Here is a 20,787-nt window from a genome sequence, read left to right on the forward strand (position 1 = left end):
AATAGGTCAGCTTAGGATACGCCTCTCTAGTGTAAATTACCTCACACCAAACACTGGAGCGCCTAGGAATGGATCATGAATGACGCACTAGTAACGCTACTAACAGATTTCGGCAATACGGATGTCTATGTTGGGGTTATGAAGGGAACAATGCTGGCAGTGAATCCTCGGGTACGATGGGTGGATCTCAGCCATCAGGTGCCGCCTCAGGACTGCCGCACTGGTGGGTTTCAACTGTTGCAGGCACTGCCCTATTTTCCACCCCAAACGGTTCATCTGGTTGTTATTGATCCGGGGGTGGGCACGTTGCGGCGGGCGATCGCCCTCAAGCTAGGGACAGGATACTGCGTCGGCCCCGATAATGGAGTATTTACCCACGTTTTGCACCGCTACCCTGTTGAAATCGCGGTGGAGCTGAATCGCCCCCAGTTCTGGCGTCATCCCAACCCTAGTGCCACATTCCATGGCCGCGATATTTTTGCTCCCGTGGCAGCACATCTAGCAGCCGGTGTTCCTTTACTGACCCTAGGTACCCCCCTTGACCCCAACAGTCTCATGTGCTTACCCCAGCTTGACTATCAAGTGACCCCAGAGGGAGTGCGGGGCTGGGTACAGGCCATTGACCACTTTGGCAATGTCATTACCACCCTACCTGCAGCGCTACTCCATGGCTGCCAAGGGGTTGTTGAAATTGCCGGACACCGGGTTGCCTTGGTTAATACCTACGGCGATCGCCCTCCCGGTTCCTGCCTTGCATTGGTAGGCAGTCACGGTTTCATTGAAGTGGCGGTCAATGGTGGCAGTGCCGAAAAGGTTCTGGGTTGTCGGAATGGTGACACCGTTTGCTTGCTCTAGCGATGGATGCACTCCCCCGCCGAAGATGGGGAAGTCTGCAACCCTCAATTAAGGAGACTTGCTCAAGACCGTCTTCGAGGCCATACGGGTGCGCTTGCGAGCAGACTCACTCAGGGCAGACTGTTGCTGTAGTTCAGTAGCCGATTCCTGTAGCACCTTTGCCGCCTCGGTATCCCCCATTTGCAGGGCAGTTCTAGCCGCACTTTGCAAAAACGTGGCCGCACCGGCGGTGTCACCAGACTGTAATTTGGTTTCTGCAATCTGGGTTTTACGGTATTTCTCGACCGTAAAAATACTTTGCTGCACCTGAGGATCAACCGTTGGGGTATGGTCGGCTACCGCCTCGAGGGTAAGGGGAATCCGCTCAGATAGTAGGCCAGACTGCTGACGCACGGGATCGTCGTAGCGTACCTGAACCGCCCCAATGACGTGGGTACCCAGCGGTAGGGGTTGGGTATAGAGGGTAATCAAGAGGGTACGCTTAATGGTGGCCGATAGATCTCCCACACGAATCGTGTACTGATCGGTACCGTGGGTTTCGTAGTTAAGTTCAATCGTGTCGGGAGCGACTTGGGTCACGGGTTTGAAATCTGCCAGTTGGGCGAGGTTGCTCAGGGTCAGCACAACATGGGCATTGGTAAAGTCCACGGTACTAATGTGCTGAAAGAGGGATTGGAAACTGGCGATCGCCTGTTCAGCGTATTCAATAAAAACCAGGCGACCTCTAGCCGCATCGGCAATTTGCTCAAGAACATCCTGATTCCAATGAACCCCAAACCCCAAGGTGTTCAGGGTGATGTTGTACTCTGCGGCCAGTTTAGCTAAATCTAAACAGCGCTTATTATCGCCGTGCTCATTCTCGCCATCCGTGAGTAAAAATGCTTGGGAAATCGTGCCCTGTTTCCCCTGAGCCAGTTGCTCTAAACCCAACTTCATTCCATGATCAATGGCCGTACCACCATTGGCTTCGAGGGTAGCAATTTTAGCTTTGATGGTCTCTTTATCCCGCACAACTTGGTTGGGCACCAGCACCTTCGCGTGGTGATCAAAGGCAACCACCGCGAGGCGATCGCCGGCCACCAGACGATCCACTAAGGATTGAGCAGCCCGTTTAACCATTGCTAGGGGTTCGCCCGCCATCGAGCCACTGTGATCCAAAATCAGGCAGAGATTGAGGGGGGCGCGTTCCTGCTGTTGTCGCTGCGCCGTCAAGGTTAGCTCTAATTGGCGTTGCGCGCCCTGCTGAGCCGAAACAACAGCATCGCTAAGTCTGGCAACCAGTTCAACCGTCATAGCTATTCCTTGTGCAATTTTTTTTCATCAAGCATAGTTTTAACCTAGCGCTCTCCCAAAGGAGAGGGAACAAGAATCTTAGCTCCCTTCTCCCTGGGGAGAAGGGTTGGGGATGAGGGCGATTCATAGCCACATTCAGCAACACCCAATAGCGGTAGTTCACCTGCGCTACATATCCTATGGTACGTTCTTGGAGAATCCTACCTCGACGTAACAGGGCAGATGTGATAAACATCATGTCCTACAGGTGAGAACTGCCACTCCGCTGTATTGTGGCTCTTCCTAAGATAAGGAGTATCAACACAAAAGGCTTGAGCCAGCAGTGTTGATAGCACTCTCTCACCAGCAACTAAGGGTACACCCATGTTCAAGAACACTAGCTTACTGCTTGCCTGCCTAGCAACCGTTGTGGTACCAACCTTAAGCAAGGCAGTTCCTGCCCCCTCTACCATTGCACCGACCGGTTCAACACCAGCACAATTCAATGTTCCCAATAATATCCAGGTTAACCCTACGATTATGGGTAAAATTGATAAGCCCCCTTCTGTATCCTGCAACGACTTAACAGTTGGGATGACGAAATACCCACACACGCCCGGAGACTTCCCCCAACAAGAGGGCAGCACTGCCGTTCTCAGCAATGCAACTCGCACCAGTTGTACCTACAAGATCCAAGTTCCTAAAGGGTTTCTGGGGGAAAACGTGTACCTCTGGGGTAACCTGAAAAAGCCTTCACCGCTGGTCACGGTTCAGCCAGTGGGCTGGAATAACCCTCTGCCTATACCGCAGGAGTTGGGCGTTGTACAAGGCTTTAACTTCGTGGTTAAGGAAACCATCATACATTAACAATGCGGCCAAAACTCTCGGCTTCTAGGCTGGCTCCCCCCACCAAAACGCCATCAATTTCAGGTTGCGCCATAATGGCCTCAATGTTGTTGACATTGACGGAACCACCGTACTGAATGGGAACATCGGCGTTGGTTAGTTTACTACGGATGAGGCCAATCACGCGGTTGGCTTCATTTTCGTTACAGGTCTCTCCGGTTCCGATCGCCCAAATGGGTTCGTAGGCAATCACTAGGTTAGTTTGATCAACCCCTACCAAATCTAAGGCTAACTGATTGAAAATGTGCGCCTCGGTTTCGCCAGCATCGCGCTGGGCTTTCGTTTCACCCACGCAGAGAATAGGGGTTAGACCGTGCTTTTGAGCCGCTTTGAGCCGTTGGTTAACGGTGGCATCGGTTTCGCCAAAGTACTGCCGCCGCTCACTATGGCCAATGATGACATAGCGCACTCCTAGTTCCACAAGCATTGGGGCAGAAATTTCACCCGTAAAGGCGCCCTGCTCTGCCCAGTGAACGTTCTGGGCACCTAGTTTAACCCGGGTGCCGTGCAGGCTTTTGGAAAGTACACTTAAACTTGTAAACGGAACACACAACACCACGTCGCGATCGCCGGGGGTGTCCGCCAGATAGCCAAGAAACTCTCCCAGAAATGCAATTGCTTCCTGTTGAGTTTTGTGCATTTTCCAATTGCCAGCAAGAACCTTCGGACGCACTCGTAATTGATCTCCCCTGCGAAACAGTTGGCGTATTTAAGCGTACCATACCCACTGTCCCCCTCAGTGTTTCTTGAGGTTGCCTCGGCGAGTTGAAGATGCCCTAAAAGCTGCATTATAGTAGTGATGTGGGCGGGCTAAAACCCCTCCGCTTTAGCGAGGGGATACAGCCAACTCAGGGGGCTTTAGCCCTCTCTATGTGTTAAACTAGAGACGTGGAAAGTAGACGTATCAACTACGCGAAGAGACATCCTAGTACGGAGAAATCCCGGCAAGTAAGTCACTACCGCTTTGGCGGCAAGCCTAAACCACTGCAAGCAATGGCAGGATGTTGAGCGTATCGAATTGGCTAGTGTTGAAAAGTGCGAAACCACGAACCGAAACATAAACGTAGTCCCAATAGCAGAAATGCTTGAGGTGAGTAGGGGGTCTTTGACTGCCCCCACCCGCATTAAGTTGTGGGTGACAGCTCAAGGGAAAAGCGAAGCAACGCGGCTTCAGCCCGTTGCGTAGCATCCTTTGGGAATCCCCTCTCTTTCAAGGAGGGGAGAAGTCAATTACTCTATTTACTGCCAACAAGGGATGGCTAGCCCAACTTATCCCACACTGCCGCCACCCGAGGTGACTGCCGCTTGGATTGAATACGCGGAGTCCGCCGACCTAACTTTACTTGGTAGGTGTCATTCTCGGTAGTGACATAGCCCAACTGCAACAACTCCGCCATGACGGGGGCAATCTCTTCAGAGGGCACGTTAAGCTGCTCAGCAATCTCTGTTAGGGTTAGTGCGCTTTGGCGCCGCATCATCATGGTTAAAATCGTACGCTGGGCATCGGGCAGCATCAGCAAATCAGCGGGGTTTAACCCCACTCCCTGCGTGGAACCATTGCTGAGGTCTTGACTGTCGGTCATAGGGAGGTTCCTCAACGGACGTAGGGCGCCAAAATAGATTTCTATAGATTGCCTGCTCAGCCTAATGTCTAAGCTATCCTAATCTAACAAGTGCTGCACAATACTCCTGATGACCAAGCTATAGGGATGATCAGGGTAACGCAAACAAAAGATGTCGCTACTGCCCAATTGAAACATCTCTTCACAGACGGGGAGCACCCCTGCCACTGGCACAGAGTAAGTGCTCTCAATTTGTTGCTTCAGGGAGTCTTTGTTGAAGACAGCAGGGACTTTGTTGGCCACTAATACCATTTTAGGCACATCTAATTGCCGCGCAACATCCACGGTTACGGCTGTGCCCTGAAAATCTTGGCGATCGGGGCGCAAAATGAGCACCAGTGCATCGGATACCGTAATGGACAGCAGGGTTTCTTCATTCAGGCCTGGGTGAGTGTCAATCATGAGAAAGTCTAGGTCTAGTCCTTGCAGTAACTGCTGGAACCCATCATTGAGTAACCCTACATCGTAGCCTTCCCGTAGCACCCGCGTAATTTCGCTTGTTTTCAGGCTGGAGGGAATCAAGAAGATGGAGCCTTTATCGGGCTGGTTGTGGGAGGTGAGCAGATGACTGACATCCCGGGCAACATCCGTGATGTCGCAACGCCCCCAAAGGTAATCGTTGAGGGCGTGCTCAGTATCTTCTGATTCCAAGCCAAAGAGAACGTGAATGCCGGGAGACTGAATATCTGTATCTACAATTCCAACGCGATAGCCCAAGATGGCTAGGGAACAGCCGATGTTCGCCGTGGTGTTCGATTTGCCGGTACCACCGCGAAATGAATGCACTGAAATGATATTACCCATTGATTAACCTTGCTACGCACTCTTGTCCAGCGTACCATCGCTGTTCTTGGTCTATTTGGTCTATTTTAGGGTGGTTGCGGCAGTGTCTCGGCGGAAGCTCAGATAAAAATTTTGAGCCGCTGCTCCTAGTGAAACAACGGCTCAGACCCTCGGTAAGATGGTATGGCGAGCTAGGCAAACTGCTGCCACTCGTCTTCTAGCAGGTTGATCAGGTCTTGATTTCCCTGAGTCCGGGCGACATTCAGGCGGTGTTCTAAGCTCTTGAGAATTGCATGGCGGTGAGTTTCAGCAATGGGATCGCGAGCGCGCTGACGAGCGGGCAGGATGGGAGCCTCCATCGCTGCGGCAGCGGCCACTGGTTCACCATTCGTTTGGTACACCACGCCACGCCAGCAAAGGGTGTGATTGGGCTGGGGCACTACACTCGCAGCTTTGTAGCCGACCCATTGCGCTCCACGATAGCGGCCTGTTGCTCCGGATTCAACGACAGTAGCCCGATGATCACTCACTTGATAGTTAACACCACGATATGTTAGTTGCATAATTAAAAACAAAGCTCCTAGGTGAAGGAAAGGGTGGGTCGCCTCAACAGCGGACATTACAAAAGGATTGTAATTTTAGAGAAGAGCCTTGTCCAGACTTTCTGTATCTTATTATACGGTTTTCTGAAAACCCATGCCAGTTGCTGGACTTTTGTAATAAATCTTCAGATCGTTGATATGAATGTTGATATGGATAAAAGGATAGCTGCGCCATTGTGAATACCGTAGAGTCTCTCGTTGATGATTGGTCTGGGCAGTTGCGTCCCGGGCAGCGAGAGATTGCCCAATGGCGAGGCGGGTTGCTGGCAGTTTCGGCGGTGCCGGGGGCAGGTAAGTCCCATGGGATGGCGGTTGGAGCGGCGATCGCCATTGCACGACAGCGGTTAAACCAGCAGCAACAGTTGGTTGTGGTGACCTACAGCCGTTCGGCAGCGGCCAGCATTAAGGTGCGAATTCGCCACTATTTGAACCAGATGGGCTTACCCCGCACTGGCTTTAGTGTGCAAACCCTGCACAGCCTAGCCTTAAAGATTGCTATGGGTGCACCAAACTGGCGCGGAAGTGCCGAGAACTTGCTTTCTGAGTATGAACAGCAGCGCTTGTGTCGTCGTTGCGTGGATCAATGGGCGCGATCGCATCCTGACCAGATGCAGCACCTCATTCAGGGGATGGATACACAGCCGCCTATCCACAGCGAGCAACTGACCCGCCGCCATGCGTTGATCAGCAGTATCCTGACAAGTTTTACTAAAACCGTGGTCACTAGTGCCCGCAGTGCCTTTCTTACGCCAGCAGAGCTACGCCAGTTGAGCCACCATCCGGCTATTGCAGCTGACCCTTACCCCTTTTTAGAGATTGCCGCAGACCTTTTAGAGCTATACCAGCACCAACTCTACGAACGGGAGCAAATTGACTACGATGAAATGATCTTAGCGGCGGTTCAATGCCTAGACGCAAATGCCAGCTACCGGCAGGAGTGGCAGCAGCGAGTCTATGCCGTCTTTGAGGACGAAGCCCAAGACTCGACACCGTTGCAGTCCCGCTTGCTGCGGTTATTGGCGACTGATGTTATGGATGACCGTATCGTTAATGTTGTGCGGGTGGGCGACCCCAACCAAGCCATTAACTCCACCTTTACGGCTGCGGATCCGCTCTTTTTTAACGCGTTCTGCGATGAGTGTGCGCAGCAGAACGCATTTTATACGATGACTCAGGCGGGGCGCTGTACCCCTTTGGTGATCAAAGCAGCCAATTACCTAGTGGAATGGGCTAACCACACCTATGCACAGACGGAGCCGCCGTTCCGGCCTCAAGATATTCAACCGGTGCCCCCTGGGGATCCACAGCCTGATGCCAACCCGCCCGCATGGGGGCAGGGGGTAGAACTTGTTTACCCCAAAACAATCTTTGAGACGGCGCACGAATTGGCGGTGCGAATTGCTAGGGTCTTTGAGGCACACCCCAAGGCCACGGTGGCGATTTTAGTCCGCCAAAACAAGCAAGGGCACTTTTTAGCAGACCTGTTGCGATCGCCCGCTGACTTTGGCCTGAACCACAATCTGCCCTCTCTTGGCATTACTATCTTCGATGTTGCTGGTGTTGAGCGGCGCTCCCATGTCCCCGAAGAACTATTTCACATTCTCCAGTTTCTCTACTGTCCCTATTCTCCCGATAGGGTTAAAAATGCCCTGACCGTTCTGGTGGAGCGGGGGGTGGTGCCACCCCAAAACCTAGATCGCTTAGCAGCCCAGCCGGAAGTGTTCCTGTACCCGGGGCCTTTAGATCCACCGGCAACCGCAGAGGCGGTGCAGGCACAACATTTTTGCCATGGTTTGTTACAGGCTCGCTTACAGCTATCGCTTTTTCCGTTGATTGCCTACTGTGCCCAGCGCCTTGGGTATGATGCTGCGGAGTTGGCAACCACCGATCGCCTCATTTACTACCTCAGTCAATCGCAGGAACCACAGCTTTGGGAGCGGTTGGCACCCATTTGGCAGGGAATTGTTGCGGAGAACACCTTTGAACCGGTAGATATGGAAGACCTCCACAGTCGCTACGTTCGCCCCGCTCAAGTGACTATTTTGACGATGCACAAAGCCAAAGGCCTAGATTGGGATGCGGTGTTTGTACCCTTTTTGCAAGCAAAGAATCTGCCCGGAGACCTATGGGTTCCGGCTAACGCTCGCTTTCTTGGGGAGGTGGACTTTATTGCTGTGACCCGCGCCCAAATTCGTGCCCATTCCCATGGTCAACCGATTCCCAATTATCAAGAGGCATGGCGAAACGCAGCGGCGGCAAAGACCGCTGAAGAATATCGCCTGCTGTATGTTGCCATCACCCGCGCGAAGCGGCTGCTTTGGCTTGCGGCAGCTCAGCAAGCGCCGTTTTGGCCTAGCTTTGACTGGCATCACCACTACGAACTACAACCTCAAGCTCCCTGTCCTTTTTTACCCGCTTTACAACAGCAGTTGGCTAAATGGTTATCTCCTATTCGCGGCGATCGCTAAAGGAATCGCGCCCCGGTAAGCGTTCCATGGCCGCCAGCACTGCCCGTTGTGCCGCCAAAATATCCCGCTCTGCCCCCCCAAAAACAAGCGCCCAAAACTTCCCACCGCCGAAATTTGCAGAATGTTAATCAGCGCCGCCTTTTCCGCTTCATTGGCAGCAAGGGCGGCATAGGCCGCAGGCTCCACCTCAAACACATAGAGGGTTTGCCCTGCCAAGATCATATTCCCCCGGCGCGATCGATTAATGAGTTGGGTGTGGTGGGCATCAATATTACGGATCACCTGACTGGAAATCACCCGTGGCCGCAAACAGTCCTGTATTCGCGCCCCCATCGCCTGCAAAATCGCATCGCCAGCAGCCCGCACCTCCCCTTGGTTACCGGAGTGCACCTCCAATAAGCCGTAGAGCCGCTCAATAAAGAGCACTCCCGGGCGCACCACCGCCGCCTTCAGCGCAATATCCAACAGACGGTTCACATCAATCCCTGGAGAAATCTCCACCCACAGGGAGCAGTCCCCAGGCAACGGCAAGAATCCCTGTGCCACGGTGCCCAGATAGGCTGCATGCTGCGGTTGTAGTGAATCAAGGTAAACGTAGCTGCGTAGATCAACGCCCAAAGCAGTATGTCCTGAGTACAACAAAATCAGCTTAACTGCACACTGCGTAAATGTCTCCTAGGGTAGCCTTTCGTTGAACGGCGGCAGATCACCTTGAACTCAGCACCAGTAGCTTTCGTCCGTCCGCTGCATTGGGGTTGTTGGAATGCTGGCTGTAACCCACTTGAAAGTGAACGACTCCCGACACTCATCTTCGTTGAGTAAACACAAGTCACAAATACGGCGCGGGTCTTCCCGCCGATTTGGCTAAGGGAGACTTACTTGCCATTGTGGGATACCCCCAGGGGAATTCGAATCCCCGTCGCCTCCGTGAAAGGGAGGTGTCCTAGGCCTCTAGACGATGGGGGCAAGACGCAGCATTAACTACGTTAACCAATCCATAGCGGCCTTGTCAACACTTCCCTCGGATTTTGCATGAACGGCCACAGTGCTAGGAAAATCAAGGCAGTCCTGTGGTGGCATCATAACCATGACTCTTGCTGGCCTCAGTTCCTTCTCCATTGTTATGCCTGCCTTTAATGTTATTGAGCAGCGAGGAGAGGTCGTCTTTCGGGAAACCCTTGAGAGTATTGCTGCTAGTTGTTACTACCTGCAACGCACCTATCCCCAGCCGCTGTCTGGTGAGCTGATTATTGTCAGTGACGGTTCTACCGATGCCACCTGTGCGGTGGCTACTGCTGCATGGCCGCAGGTTGTGCCGCTACAACTGATAGGGCTACCTACAAATAGGGGGATTGCTGCTGCGCGTAATATTGGGGTTCGTTTTGCCAAAGGGGAGGTCATTTTCTTTTGCGATGCCGATGATCTCTACCGGCCAGAGCACCTATTCTTGGCGTTGTCCATCCTCAACCAGCCGCTGCCAGAACCCTACAGTTCCTCAGCAGCCCCCACCTACTTTGGCGCAGTGCGGACGGGAATTTACTGTCGCGATCGCCTCCATCCCTACTGGCACAAGACACTAGAGCAAACCCTTGTCCTCAACTTAGCTGTCCGTCGCGAAGTTCATGAGTTTATTGGTGGCTTTCCTGAAGATGACGTATTCCGCCAATTTCGCTTTGGGGCAGAGGATGCCGCCTATGCCCATTGGCTGCGCCAGTTTTGCTATACCGCCCACCTTGAACAACAAACCGTCGAGTATCGCCGCTTTGCCAATAGCTTTTTTGATCGCCAATTGGCCAAATTTCAGGCTGCGCCAGGAACGGTAACCCTCCCTGTTGACGTTGTTGAGCAGCAGCATCAGCAACAGATTGCAGAGATTATGACAACACGGTTCGGCAACTACAGGAACAGCTAAGTCAGCAGGTACGATGAGGATCGGAATCAGCGCCAACCAAAGAACAATAGGGCGGATGCTTCACCAAGACTTTGTAACGGAGTAACGGGGATCCGCCAGCGCGATGGGTCGTGGCTAGATAGGATACAAGGATCAAGGATCGCTTGTGATGGCCTCCTCTTCGTTTTTTGGCGGCGTGGCTACAACGGCTGAACTGGGAGCCGGGGGTTCTGGACTGGGCAGGGTTTGCTCCAACGTGGTGGCGTGGAGCGCCAAGAGTTGCTGCTCGAGGTCTTGACTGGAGGAGAGTAACCGATTTAAGACCTGAATGAGGCGGCGTAAGTCAGATTGAAACGACTGATCACCAGTGATTTTTAGTAAGTCATTGGTGAGTTTTTGGGCATTCACAAAGGTGGCGCGTGCTGCGTCTAACGTTTGGGCAATCGAGAGCATAATTACTGGGCTACTCAAGGTTCCCGATACTCGGTTGAGGTTGGCAGCCGCTTCAGCACCATTTTTGACCAAGGTTTCCAGATTGGTGAGTAGCTCTCCCTGCTCCAAGCGATTGATAAACGGAGACAAGGCATTCAGGGTTGTTCTTAGGTCTTTTGCAGCACCATCAATATTGCGCAGAGCTGAGTTGATGGTATTGCGGTTCACTTCAACCAGTTCATTGATTTGATTGGCGGCGCGGGTTACTGCTTGGGAGGCATTGCTAAAGTTCCGCAGTTCAGCGCGCGCTTCGCTACTGAGGGCATTAAAGCTCTCGACGGCGGAGTCAATTTTGGCTAAGGATTGATCGGCACGGCTCACCGTCCGTGTGGTGCCCAAAATGAGGGTATTGGCGTTATTAATGATGCCGGACTGCTCAAGGGCAGTAGTAAAGTTCGTGGCTGCCCGCACCAGATCGTCAAGGCTAGTACCGCGCACCCCCGCAATGCGATCGCCATTGCAGTAAATTAACTCTGGCTGACACGTGGGTGCAAATGCGGTCATCCCTTCAGGAATCTCTGGTGCCTCTGCCGTTGGCGTAAAGTCCAGATAGGCTTGGCCAATGAAGCCGGATTGGCGAATTTCCGGTACCGCTCCCCGTGGAATTAAGACATTGTTGACCCGTACCCCAATTGTGACACCGTTAGGGGTAAAGCCAATCCTCGTCACTCGCCCCACCTGAACACCGCGAAACCTAACTTGCGTGCCTACTGCCAACCCAGGTGCCGACTCCAAGTCCACTTCTAGGGTATAACTATTGGCACCAGCGATATTTCCCCGCAGCCACAGAAGCGAGACCCCCAAAATCCCCAATCCCGCAAGAATGAGTAGCCCGACTAAACTCTCTTGCACACGCCGTGACTGCATCATGGGGGGTTCACTCCTGCCCGAACCGGTTCTAACACTAGAGCACTGCGCTGTATCCTGCAGCCTAATGCAACTATAGTCGATGGCGATTCCTGCTGATCCAGCACCATGCAGGGAAAGGAGGAACGGTACAATACAAAAATGTTACTGTGGTTGCGATCGCGCTTTGCTGATTGCTTGCCTTCGTCCCCTGAGAGATCTATGGATTTATTGACGCTTGAAAGCTGGCTAGATAACACCGCCTTTGCAGTGCTGTTTATAACCATGTTGCTGTACTGGCTGGGGGCAGCGTTTCCCCGCTGGTCAGGCTTGCCAGCGGCAGGTCGAACGGGCATGGCGATCGCCAACCTCTGTATAGCTGGGCTACTGGCAGCCCGCTGGATTGAGGGGGGCTATTTCCCCATCAGTAACCTGTACGAGTCCCTCTTTTTTCTGTGCTGGGGGCTAACCGCGATGCACCTAGTCGCCGAATCGATGAGTGGTCAACGCTTGGTGGGGGTCGTGACTGCGCCGGTGGCCATGGGAATTACGGCCTTTGCGGCTCTCTCGCTGCCGCCAGAAATGCAACAGTCGGCTCCCCTTGTGCCCGCACTCAAGTCGAATTGGCTGATGATGCATGTCAGTGTAATGATGCTCAGCTATGCCACGCTGATGGTGGGGTCGCTGCTGGCGATCGCCTTTCTAGTCGTCACATGGGGGCAACCCGTCAGCCTCAAGGGGAGTTCTGTGGGCACAGGTAGTTTTCGCCACCTGCCGCTTGAGCCAACACAGTCCCTAGGCTCTAGTTCGGGCAGTGGCACAACGGTACTCACCCCCCCCACAACCCAACTGAGTTTGCAGCGCCTCACCCTAGCCGAAACCCTAGATAACCTGAGCTACCGCATGATTGGTTTGGGGTTTCCGCTGTTGACCATTGGCATCATCTCCGGTGCGGTCTGGGCAAACGAGGCGTGGGGGGCACCGTGGAGTTGGGATCCCAAAGAAACTTGGGCCTTAATTGTCTGGTTGGTGTTTGCCGCCTATCTCCATGCGCGCATTACCCGCGATTGGCAGGGGCGCAAGCCAGCGATTTTAGCTACGGTGGGCTTTGGCGTGGTCTGGGTTTGTTATTTGGGGGTGAATCTTCTGGGAAAAGGCTTACACTCCTACGGTTGGTTCTTCTAGGACAGCACGGTGTGGAGCCTCTACCATGCCCGTTTGCACCGCCGCCTAAAAGAGGAGCAGTGGCTACCGCAGCACGCAAGGATTCTCATCGCCGTATCCGGGGGGCAGGATTCTGTCTGTTTGGCAAAGCTGCTGCGTGACTTGCAGCCCCATTGGCACTGGCACCTCGCGATCGTCCACTGCAATCACAGATGGCGGCCAGATAGTACGGCCAATGCTCATTTTGTTAAAGGGTTAGCGCAACAGTGGCAACTGCCCTATAAACTTGTGACGGCTCTGGAGCCACCGGCAACGGAAGCAGCAGCGCGCACGTGGCGGTATCAGGCCTTTAGGGAGGTTGCTTGCGCCTTAGACTGTAGCCATGTGGTGACCGGTCACACCCAGAGCGATCGCGCCGAAACCGTCCTATTAAATCTGTTGCGGGGAGCCAGTGTGACGGGCATCGGAACCCTCCAGCCTGTTCGCCCCTTAGGGGAGGTACAGCTCGTGCGCCCTCTCCTCGACCTGAGCCGCACCGACACTGCCGCGGTTTGCCAGCAACAGCGGTTACCCATCTGGCAGGATACAACGAACTTGGACTGTCGCTACCGGCGCAATCGCCTGCGGCAGGACGTGATCCCCTACCTACGAGAGCACTTTAATGCCAAGGTTGAAACTGCCCTTGCCCAAACCGCAGAGCTGCTGGCAGCCGATCGAGCCTATTTTGCCGCTGAAGTGGCTCGTGTTGCTCCAGAGGTCATCCGTACGGCACCACCGGCCTTGGATCGCGATCGCCTCCGCCAACTGCCGTTAGCCTTGCAACGCCGTTTAATCCATCACTTTTTACAAGCGCACTTACCGGGCACCCCCACGTTCACGGTGGTAGAGGCAGTGCGCCACCTCCTGAATGCGGGGAACGGCTCGCAAACCAGCACCCTGCGGGGGGGGTACTGCCTGCGGGTGCACGGACAATGGCTCCAGCTTACTGCAATGCCACCACAGCCACAATCTGCTCCTGCGGATTCAGCGTTGTAAGGGGAACCCCCACGCCTTCTTTGTCGAGCACTGGCACGCCCTCCCCCGTCGTGATCCAAGCGCGTTCTTGGCTAGTTACTACCGCCATCATCATTCCGCAGCAGCCAATGCCCGCGAGTCGATCCTGTTTCTGCCGCAGTGGCATGGTCAACTGCCCTAAATGCCCTAGGGGGACTGGCTCAATCAACGGCAGCGGCACCTGTTTGGCCAAGCCAGCCGCACTGACCAAGAAGAGATGATCCAATTCCCCCATGGCGATCGCCCCCACAAGGGTTTCTTGAATACTCAGGCGCAGGGCAGGTTGGCCTTGGTTGAGTCGGCCAAGGGCAGGAATGGAGGCTGCCAAAAAATGAAAGACCCGTCCCCGAGACGTGGCCAGCACTAAATGCCCTGTGGCAGGCGTAAGGGGCAAGACCCAGCTAAGGCTATCGCCTGCTTTTAACTTCGTCAGTTGCAACCCGCGGCTACTGAGATCGTCAAGTTCCGCTACTGGCATCGCCTTGATGCGCCCGTGACGAGTCAGCACAATCAGGGTAGTCACGTCCTCGCCCCTAGGGAGCACCGTTAATAGAGTTTCCGATTGGGCGGCGTCTGGCAAAAGCGTCAAAATGGGTTGGCCGCGATCGCGGCGGTTGGTCAGGGGGAAGCGCTCTACCTCCAACGGATAGACTTTGCCCCCCGCCGTAAAGACCCACAGGCGATCGCTTCGCTGTACCGACAACGTCAGCGGCAGGGGATCCGACCAAGGGAGCCACCTCTCGCCCTCTAACTGCGGACGACTGCGCTGGGGAAAGCAGCGACCATAGCCGCGCGCAGTAATTTCCAGACACAGCGGTTCGTTTGCCAAGGGTAGCGCATTCAAGGCACTAGAGGAGGGGGGAGCCTCCCGCAGAATTTGGGTGCGGCGCGGATCCCCAAACTGCTTTTTGAGCTGTCGCAAGTCTTTTTTCAATGCTTTAAGGCGCTCAGGACGCTGACTAATTAGCATTTCTAGGGTTTGGATGCGCTCCCTAAGGGTCGCCTGTTCCGCCTCCAGTTGGCTGCGCTCCTGCTGGGTGAGCCGCCGTAGGGGCATGGCAATCAGCGCACTGGCTTGGCGATCGCTCAGTCCCAGTTGCGCGATGAGGTCTCGCTGCGCGGTCGTGCCATCCACCGCCGATCGCAAAATAGCAATCACCTGATCCACTGCATTTAACCCCACCAGCAGACCGGTCACAATGTGTAAGCGTGCTTGGGCACTCTCGAGGTCATGGCGGTATTGTCGCAGCAGCGTGGCCTCGCGAAACGACAGAAACTCACATAACATCGCCTTGAGGGAGAGCTGGCGCGGTTGATTGCCCACCAAGGCCATTAGGTTAATGCCATAGGTGACTTGCAACGCCGTCAGGCGATAGAGCTGCTCTAACACCTGGTCTGGGTCTGTATCCCGCTTGAGTTCAATGACCACCCGCATGCCGTCGCGATCGCTTTCGTCCCGCAAATCCGCAATCCCCTCTAGGCGACCCTGATTCACCAGTTCCGCCATTTTTTCGATCCAAGCCGCCTTATTCACCTGATAGGGTAACTCCCGCACAACAATGACGTGGCGGCGGTGTCGTCCGCGTTGAGCTTCCTCAAGACTCACCACCCCTCGCAGCGTAATCGTCCCTCGACCGGTGCCATAGGCGCGCTCCAGTTCAGCACCATCCACAATAATGCCCCCCGTGGGAAAATCTGGCCCCGGTAGATGCCTCAACAACTCTGATAACTCAATCTCCGGCTGGTTGATCAGGGCAATGAGCGCATCCACCACTTCACCGAGATTATGGGGAGGGATATTCGTCGCCATGCCCACAGCAATCCCCGTTGCCCCATTGAGCAGGAGAACGGGTAACTGAGCCGGCAACACCAGGGGTTCCTGTTGCGAGCTATCAAAGTTAGGGACAAAATCCACAATGGCATCGCTAATACCCGCTAAGAGCGTTTCGTGGGCGATCGCCGCCAAACGGGTCTCCGTATAGCGCATCGCTGCTGGCGGATCATTATCGATCGAGCCAAAATTCCCATGACCCGCCAAGAGGGGGTAGCGGCTACTAAAGGGCTGCACGAGGCGCACAAGGGCGTCATACACTGCCTGATCCCCGTGGGGGTGGTATTTCCCCAACACATCCCCAACCACCCGCGCACACTTGCGAAAGGGACGATCCGGCGTCAACCCCAATTCGTACATTGCATAGAGAATGCGGCGGTGCACTGGCTTGAGGCCATCCCGCACATCCGGTAATGCCCGCCCCACGATCACACTCATGGCGTACTCCAAATAGGAGCGCTGCATTTCGCTATGGAGCGCTGTGGGAATCACCTGTCCGTGAGCCAGTAAATCCAGTTGTTTCGCCATGCCTACACGCCAACACTCGCGAGAGGGTCATTCCCCACGATACAGGAGTTTTGCGAATTGTAAACTAACCCTTAGACGGCTCTAGGTCTCTGCTGGGGTTGATTCTTCCCCCTTATCCTTCGTGAAACGGCTCACCAACTCCTTAATCAAAATGTAGATAACGGGCACCACAAAAAAGCTCAAAACGGTGGCCGCGATCATACCACCTGTCACACTTGTGCCTAGGGAATGACGGGAATTAGCCCCTGATCCGGTGGCAATTACCAAGGGGAAAATCCCCAAAATAAACGAGACCGCCGTCATCAAAATCGGGCGGAGGCGCTCTTCTGCCGCGCTAATCACTGATTTCACAATCGAGGTGCCCTTACTGTCGCGAATCTGGTTAGCAAACTCCACAATCAAAATCGCATTTTTACTCGAGAGGCCAATGAGCATCACCAACCCAATTTGGCAGAATACATCATTGCTTAAGCCCCGCAACCATTGAGCTAGCAGTGCCCCCATAATGGCCAAAGGCACCGAAAGAATAATGATCAGCGGGTCAATATAGCTTTCGTACTGAGCCGAGAGCACCAGAAACACAAACACCAAACCCAAACCAAAAATCAGCGGTGCTTGGCCACCAGAGCGGGTGGACTCCAAGGACAGCCCCGTCCAGCTATAGCCTAGCCCATTGGGGAGTACCCGCTGCGCCAAGGCCATCATTGTATTCATTGCCTGCCCTTCACTGAGGGGTGGCGTATTTTGCCCCGTCACCTCCGCTGAGCGGAACAAGTTATGGTGATAGATAATGGGTGGCGCTGAGGTTTGCTCAATCGTCAGCAAATTGCTTAGAGGAACTAAGGCATTTTGGTTAGAGCGCACATAAATGCGGTTAATATCGTCAGGATTGGCTCGAAACTGCTTATCCGCTTGGACAATCACCTGGAAACTGCGGGCAAAGATTGTGAACTGGTTGACGTACGCCGATCCTAAATAAATTTGCATAGCGTTGAAAATATCGCTGAGATCAACCCCCAGAGCAAGGGCACGGGTGCGATCGACAGTGACATTCAACTGAGGCGCATTAATAGAAAAAGGCGTGTTCACCGCCACCAAACCTGGGGTGCCATTCGCTTGGCGAATCAGTTCACTGACAGACGTATAGAGCGTTTCTAGCCCTAGGTCCTGCTGATCCATAATCTGCATATCAAAGCCGCCAAGGCCACTGCCGCCGAGGTTAATTGTTGGTACATTAGCCGAGAAAACAGCCGCACCCAGTTCACCGCCCACTGCCTTTTGAAACTGCGGCAGCAGCGCGTCAAGCGGCGGTCGCTTAGACCATGGCTTCAAACTGGTAAAAATAATTCCCTTGTCTGAACCATTCCCAAAGAAGCTAAACCCACCAATGGCAAAGGTGTGATCAACCGCTGGGTTCTTGGCAATAATATCGGCAGTCTTGAACACAATGTTACTGGTATATTCCAGAGAAACCCCCTGCGGCGACTGCACCAGCGTGACAAAGTAGCCCTGATCTTCCTCGGGTACAAAACCGCCCGGAACAATCTGAAACAGCCAGTAGGTGAAGGCCAGCAACACCATAAACCCACCCAGCACCCAGTACTTGAAGCGCACAACTACCTGTAAATTGCTTTCATAGCCCCGCCGCATTGTGTCCAGAAAGCGGTTAATCCAACGAAAGAGGATAAACTCTGCCATGGCTGATCGCTCTCGCCGCAGGAGCAGGGCACACAGCGGTGGCGAAAGGGTAATGGCGTTAAACGTCGAAAGAGCAATCGAAAAAACAATTGTCAGGGCAAACTGTTGATACAACCGCCCTGTAACTCCTGGAAAAAAAGCCACTGGAATAAACACTGCCATCATCACCAAGGAGGTGGCAATCAGGGCACCGGTTACCTCCTGCATCGAACGGCTCGCGGCGGCGGGGGGTCTAGCCCTTCTTCCTCCATCAGGCGCGTCACGTTTTCCACCACCACAATGGCATCATCGACCACCAGACCCGTGGCCAGCACCAGACCAAACATGGTCAAACTATTGATGGAAAAGCCAAAGGCCTTCATAAAGGCAAAGGTGCCAACAAGGGAGACAGGAATGGTGACCGCGGGAATAATAGTGGCACGCCAGTCTTGCAAAAACAGAAAGATCACGGCAATCACCAAGATGATCGCAATAATCAGGGTGATGACCACTTCTTTGATGGACTCTTGCACTGCATCGGTGGTACTAAACCCAACGCTCCACTTCAAGCCAGGTGGGAACTTCTGGGCTAGGATGGCCATTTCCTCTTCCACGGCGCGGCTAATATCAAGGGCATTTGCCCCGCTGAGTTGGTAAATACCAATACCAACAGCATCACGACCATCAAACTTAAAGTTGGTGGTGTAGCTTTGGGCACCCAATTCTGTGCGACCCACATCCCGCACCCGGATCACCGATCCATCTTCGCCCCGCTGAATAATAATATCGGCAAATTCTTCAGGGGTAGTGAGGCGACTTTGGGCTTGAATCGAAATTTGGAATTGCTGCCCTTCGGGGGCGGGAGGGGCACCAATAATGCCAGCGCCGACCTGGACGTTTTGATCGGAGAGTGCCCGCACGACATCTTGGGCAGTTAAGCCGCGACTGGCTAAGCGGTTGGGATCCAGCCAAAGGCGCATGGCATAGGTGCGCTGCCCAAAGATCTGGACTCGACCGACGCCCTCTAGGCGCTGCAGGGGCTGAACGACGTAGAGGGTAGCATAGTTACTAATAAAGGTGGAGTCGTAGTCAAAGCCTTCGTCGGGGTAAAGCGCTAAGGCAAGCACAATTTGAGTGGTAGCTTTACTGACGTTAACGCCAGTGTTAATCACCTCCGGTGGTAGTTGGGAGGTCACCGATGAAATCAAGTTGTTGACATCAACAGCGGCAATATCCTGATCGTAGCCTTCTGTGAAGGTGATCGTGATGTTGCTGTTACCAAAGCTGTCGCTGGTGGAGTCAATGTAGTCCATCCCCTCCACGCCATTGATTTGGGTTTCCAGAACGGTGGTGACGTTGGTTTCAACGGTTTCGGCATTGGCACCCGCATAGTTGGACGACACCTGAATAGTAGGTGGCGTAACGTTCGGATAGTACTCAATGGGAAGGGTTGGCAGGGCGATCGTCCCCACAAGGATAATTAGCAGGGAACAAACGGTGGCAAACACCGGACGCTTAATAAAAAAATCGCTAATCATGATGCCTTAGGACTCAGGGGTAATGGGGACACCATCGCGCAAGCGTTGAATGCCGGAAACAACGATTTGCTCGCCGGGCTGAAGACCTTTAAACACTTGGTAGCTATTGCCTTGAATAGAGCCAACTTGAATGGGTTTTTGCTTGGCAATCATTTTACCCTCGTTATCTTTTTCGGCCACAAACACGAAGGTTTGACCGGCAAGATTGGATACAGCAGTGGTGGGAACCAAAATTCCGGGCTGCTGACCAAAAATAATCCGCGCTTGAATTTGTTGGTCGGCGCGGAGGTTGTTCTGGGTGTTTTCGTAAAGGGATTTAACTAAAATAGTTTGGGTATTGTTGGTGGTGTTGGGGGCGATGAAAAATACGGAACTGGTGCCAACCACATTTCCAGCCATATCAATGAGTTCAACAGGAGTACCTAAACGAATTCGGGGAATTTGCTCAATTGGTACCTGAATATAGACTTCAAGGGGCTGGTTGGAGGTAAGGGTCAGCAAATTGGTTTGAGGGGTCACGAAGTCGCCAACTTTGGGGGAATATTGCCGACAACCCCACTAAAAGGCGCACGCACCTGAAACCAATTGAGGACAACTGCCTGTTGCTGGGCGTTGGCTTGGGCTTCGAGGAGGACTTTTTCTAACTGGGCAATGGTAGCCTGTTGGGCACGAATATCGGCTTCGGTTTGTTGGAGATCGGCTTGGGCGGTGCGGAAGCTGGTAATAAAGGATTGTGCTTGCTCCTTAGACACGGCTCCTTCTTCAAAGAGGGCGGTGTAGCGCTCGGCTTGGATGCGGTTAAACTCAACGGTAGCAAGGTTGGCACGGCGCTGAGCTTCAAGGGATCGCAATGTAGAGCGGGCATTTTCGACGTTGGCTTGGGCCGATTGAATAGCGGCAATATTGCTGGCAACAACTGCCTGTTGCTGTGAGGGATCAATGAGAATCAGGGGTTGTCCTTGAGTAACAAACTGGCCGTTTTGAACGTTGATTTGGACAATGCGCCCAGAGACTTGCGGCAGCATTGTTACGGATTGACGCGATTGTAAGGACGCGTTATAGATTGCGGTCTGGGGCAGGTTTTCGGATCTGACGGCTGCCAGTTGCACTCGAGCTGGTGGTGGGGTCGTTGCTTCTGGCTTGCCACAGGCGGTGGCGATGAGGCAGGCACTACCAACAATCAGTGATGAGAGAATTTGCCGCTGCACCATACCCCAACCCCAAACACCCCAATCACAAATGGAAATGAGTCACCCTCA

General features: G+C 53.7%; 15 protein-coding genes, 1 tRNA gene and 2 pseudogenes. 6 read left to right on the forward strand and 12 right to left on the reverse strand.

Going from position 1 to position 20,787, the window contains the following annotated elements; all coding sequences use genetic code 11:
- The first annotated feature begins 75 nt into the window (after positions 1 to 75).
- Entirely contained in the window at positions 76 to 855 is a 780-nt protein-coding gene (locus BRW62_RS05920) for an SAM hydrolase/SAM-dependent halogenase family protein (RefSeq protein WP_099798678.1), read from the forward strand.
- A gap of 48 nt (positions 856 to 903) precedes the next feature.
- On the opposite strand, the gene BRW62_RS05925 is transcribed toward BRW62_RS05920, so the two are convergent.
- Positions 904 to 2,148 carry a vWA domain-containing protein gene (locus tag BRW62_RS05925; protein ID WP_099798679.1) on the reverse strand — a complete coding sequence of 415 codons (1,245 nt, stop codon included), beginning with the start codon at positions 2,146 to 2,148 and terminating at the stop codon, positions 904 to 906.
- 408 nt (positions 2,149 to 2,556) lie between these two features.
- On the opposite strand from BRW62_RS05925, the gene BRW62_RS05930 reads away from it, so the two are divergent.
- Positions 2,557 to 2,994, forward strand: a complete 438-nt coding sequence (locus BRW62_RS05930; RefSeq protein ID WP_198406186.1) for a hypothetical protein — start codon at positions 2,557 to 2,559, stop codon at positions 2,992 to 2,994.
- Here BRW62_RS05930 and tpiA read toward each other — a convergent pair.
- The 4 genes from tpiA to pirA all read right to left on the reverse strand — a co-directional run bounded on the left by tpiA (position 2,984) and on the right by pirA (position 6,001).
- Positions 2,984 to 3,706 (reverse strand): triose-phosphate isomerase, encoded by a 723-nt coding sequence (gene tpiA, locus BRW62_RS05935; protein ID WP_099798681.1) that lies wholly within the window; start codon positions 3,704 to 3,706, stop codon positions 2,984 to 2,986. The two genes, BRW62_RS05930 and tpiA, sit on opposite strands and share 11 nt — an antisense overlap.
- 586 nt (positions 3,707 to 4,292) lie before the next feature.
- On the reverse strand, positions 4,293 to 4,616 hold the full coding sequence (locus BRW62_RS05940; protein WP_099798682.1) for an Rrf2 family transcriptional regulator: 324 nt from the start codon (positions 4,614 to 4,616) through the stop codon (positions 4,293 to 4,295).
- A 78-nt stretch (positions 4,617 to 4,694) separates the two neighbouring features.
- Complete coding sequence (locus tag BRW62_RS05945; protein WP_099798683.1) at positions 4,695 to 5,459, reverse strand: MinD/ParA family ATP-binding protein; 765 nt, start codon at positions 5,457 to 5,459, stop codon at positions 4,695 to 4,697.
- Between the two features lie 170 nt (positions 5,460 to 5,629).
- Positions 5,630 to 6,001, reverse strand: coding sequence for an arginine synthesis PII-interacting regulator PirA (gene pirA / locus BRW62_RS05950; RefSeq protein WP_099798684.1), 372 nt, complete (start codon positions 5,999 to 6,001; stop codon positions 5,630 to 5,632).
- A 215-nt stretch (positions 6,002 to 6,216) separates the two neighbouring features.
- On the opposite strand from pirA, the gene BRW62_RS05960 reads away from it, so the two are divergent.
- On the forward strand, positions 6,217 to 8,508 hold the full coding sequence (locus BRW62_RS05960) for an ATP-dependent helicase (RefSeq protein WP_227517611.1): 2,292 nt from the start codon (positions 6,217 to 6,219) through the stop codon (positions 8,506 to 8,508).
- On the opposite strand, the pseudogene BRW62_RS05965 reads toward BRW62_RS05960, so the two are convergent.
- Both BRW62_RS05965 and BRW62_RS05970 read right to left on the reverse strand, forming a co-directional pair.
- A pseudogene (locus BRW62_RS05965) lies at positions 8,489 to 9,126 on the reverse strand (hypothetical protein). The gene BRW62_RS05960 and the pseudogene BRW62_RS05965 sit on opposite strands and share 20 nt — an antisense overlap.
- Positions 9,127 to 9,401: 275 nt before the next feature.
- Positions 9,402 to 9,474: transfer RNA gene (locus BRW62_RS05970), tRNA-Glu, on the reverse strand.
- A 121-nt stretch (positions 9,475 to 9,595) separates the two neighbouring features.
- Between BRW62_RS05970 and BRW62_RS05975 the strand changes: the two genes are divergently transcribed.
- On the forward strand, positions 9,596 to 10,420 hold the full coding sequence (locus tag BRW62_RS05975; RefSeq protein WP_198406187.1) for a glycosyltransferase family 2 protein: 825 nt from the start codon (positions 9,596 to 9,598) through the stop codon (positions 10,418 to 10,420).
- Between the two features lie 132 nt (positions 10,421 to 10,552).
- On the opposite strand, the gene BRW62_RS05980 is transcribed toward BRW62_RS05975, so the two are convergent.
- Positions 10,553 to 11,761, reverse strand: coding sequence for an MlaD family protein (locus BRW62_RS05980; RefSeq protein WP_099798686.1), 1,209 nt, complete (start codon positions 11,759 to 11,761; stop codon positions 10,553 to 10,555).
- Between the two features lie 198 nt (positions 11,762 to 11,959).
- Between BRW62_RS05980 and ccsB the strand changes: the two genes are divergently transcribed.
- Positions 11,960 to 12,922 carry a c-type cytochrome biogenesis protein CcsB gene (ccsB, locus tag BRW62_RS05985; protein ID WP_099798687.1) on the forward strand — a complete coding sequence of 321 codons (963 nt, stop codon included), beginning with the start codon at positions 11,960 to 11,962 and terminating at the stop codon, positions 12,920 to 12,922.
- Between the two features lie 9 nt (positions 12,923 to 12,931).
- On the forward strand, positions 12,932 to 13,936 hold the full coding sequence (tilS, locus tag BRW62_RS05990) for a tRNA lysidine(34) synthetase TilS (protein ID WP_099798688.1): 1,005 nt from the start codon (positions 12,932 to 12,934) through the stop codon (positions 13,934 to 13,936).
- On the opposite strand, the gene BRW62_RS05995 is transcribed toward tilS, so the two are convergent.
- The 4 genes and pseudogenes from BRW62_RS05995 to BRW62_RS13335 form a co-directional block, all read right to left on the reverse strand.
- A complete protein-coding gene (locus tag BRW62_RS05995; RefSeq protein ID WP_099798689.1) occupies positions 13,884 to 16,313 on the reverse strand; it encodes a DNA gyrase/topoisomerase IV subunit A in 2,430 nt (809 codons plus the stop codon). The genes tilS and BRW62_RS05995 overlap by 53 nt on opposite strands.
- A gap of 81 nt (positions 16,314 to 16,394) precedes the next feature.
- Positions 16,395 to 19,528, reverse strand: a pseudogene (locus tag BRW62_RS15145) (efflux RND transporter permease subunit).
- Between the two features lie 6 nt (positions 19,529 to 19,534).
- On the reverse strand, positions 19,535 to 20,047 hold the full coding sequence (locus tag BRW62_RS13330) for an efflux RND transporter periplasmic adaptor subunit (RefSeq protein WP_198406190.1): 513 nt from the start codon (positions 20,045 to 20,047) through the stop codon (positions 19,535 to 19,537).
- The gene (locus BRW62_RS13335) at positions 20,044 to 20,739 is read right to left on the reverse strand and encodes an efflux RND transporter periplasmic adaptor subunit (protein ID WP_198406191.1); all 696 of its coding nucleotides are present in this window, start codon (positions 20,737 to 20,739) and stop codon (positions 20,044 to 20,046) included. Before BRW62_RS13335 ends, BRW62_RS13330 begins: the two co-directional genes overlap by 4 nt.
- Positions 20,740 to 20,787 lie beyond the last annotated feature (48 nt).

Source organism: Thermostichus lividus PCC 6715 (assembly GCF_002754935.1).
Classification (GTDB): domain Bacteria; phylum Cyanobacteriota; class Cyanobacteriia; order Thermosynechococcales; family Thermosynechococcaceae; genus Thermosynechococcus; species Thermosynechococcus lividus.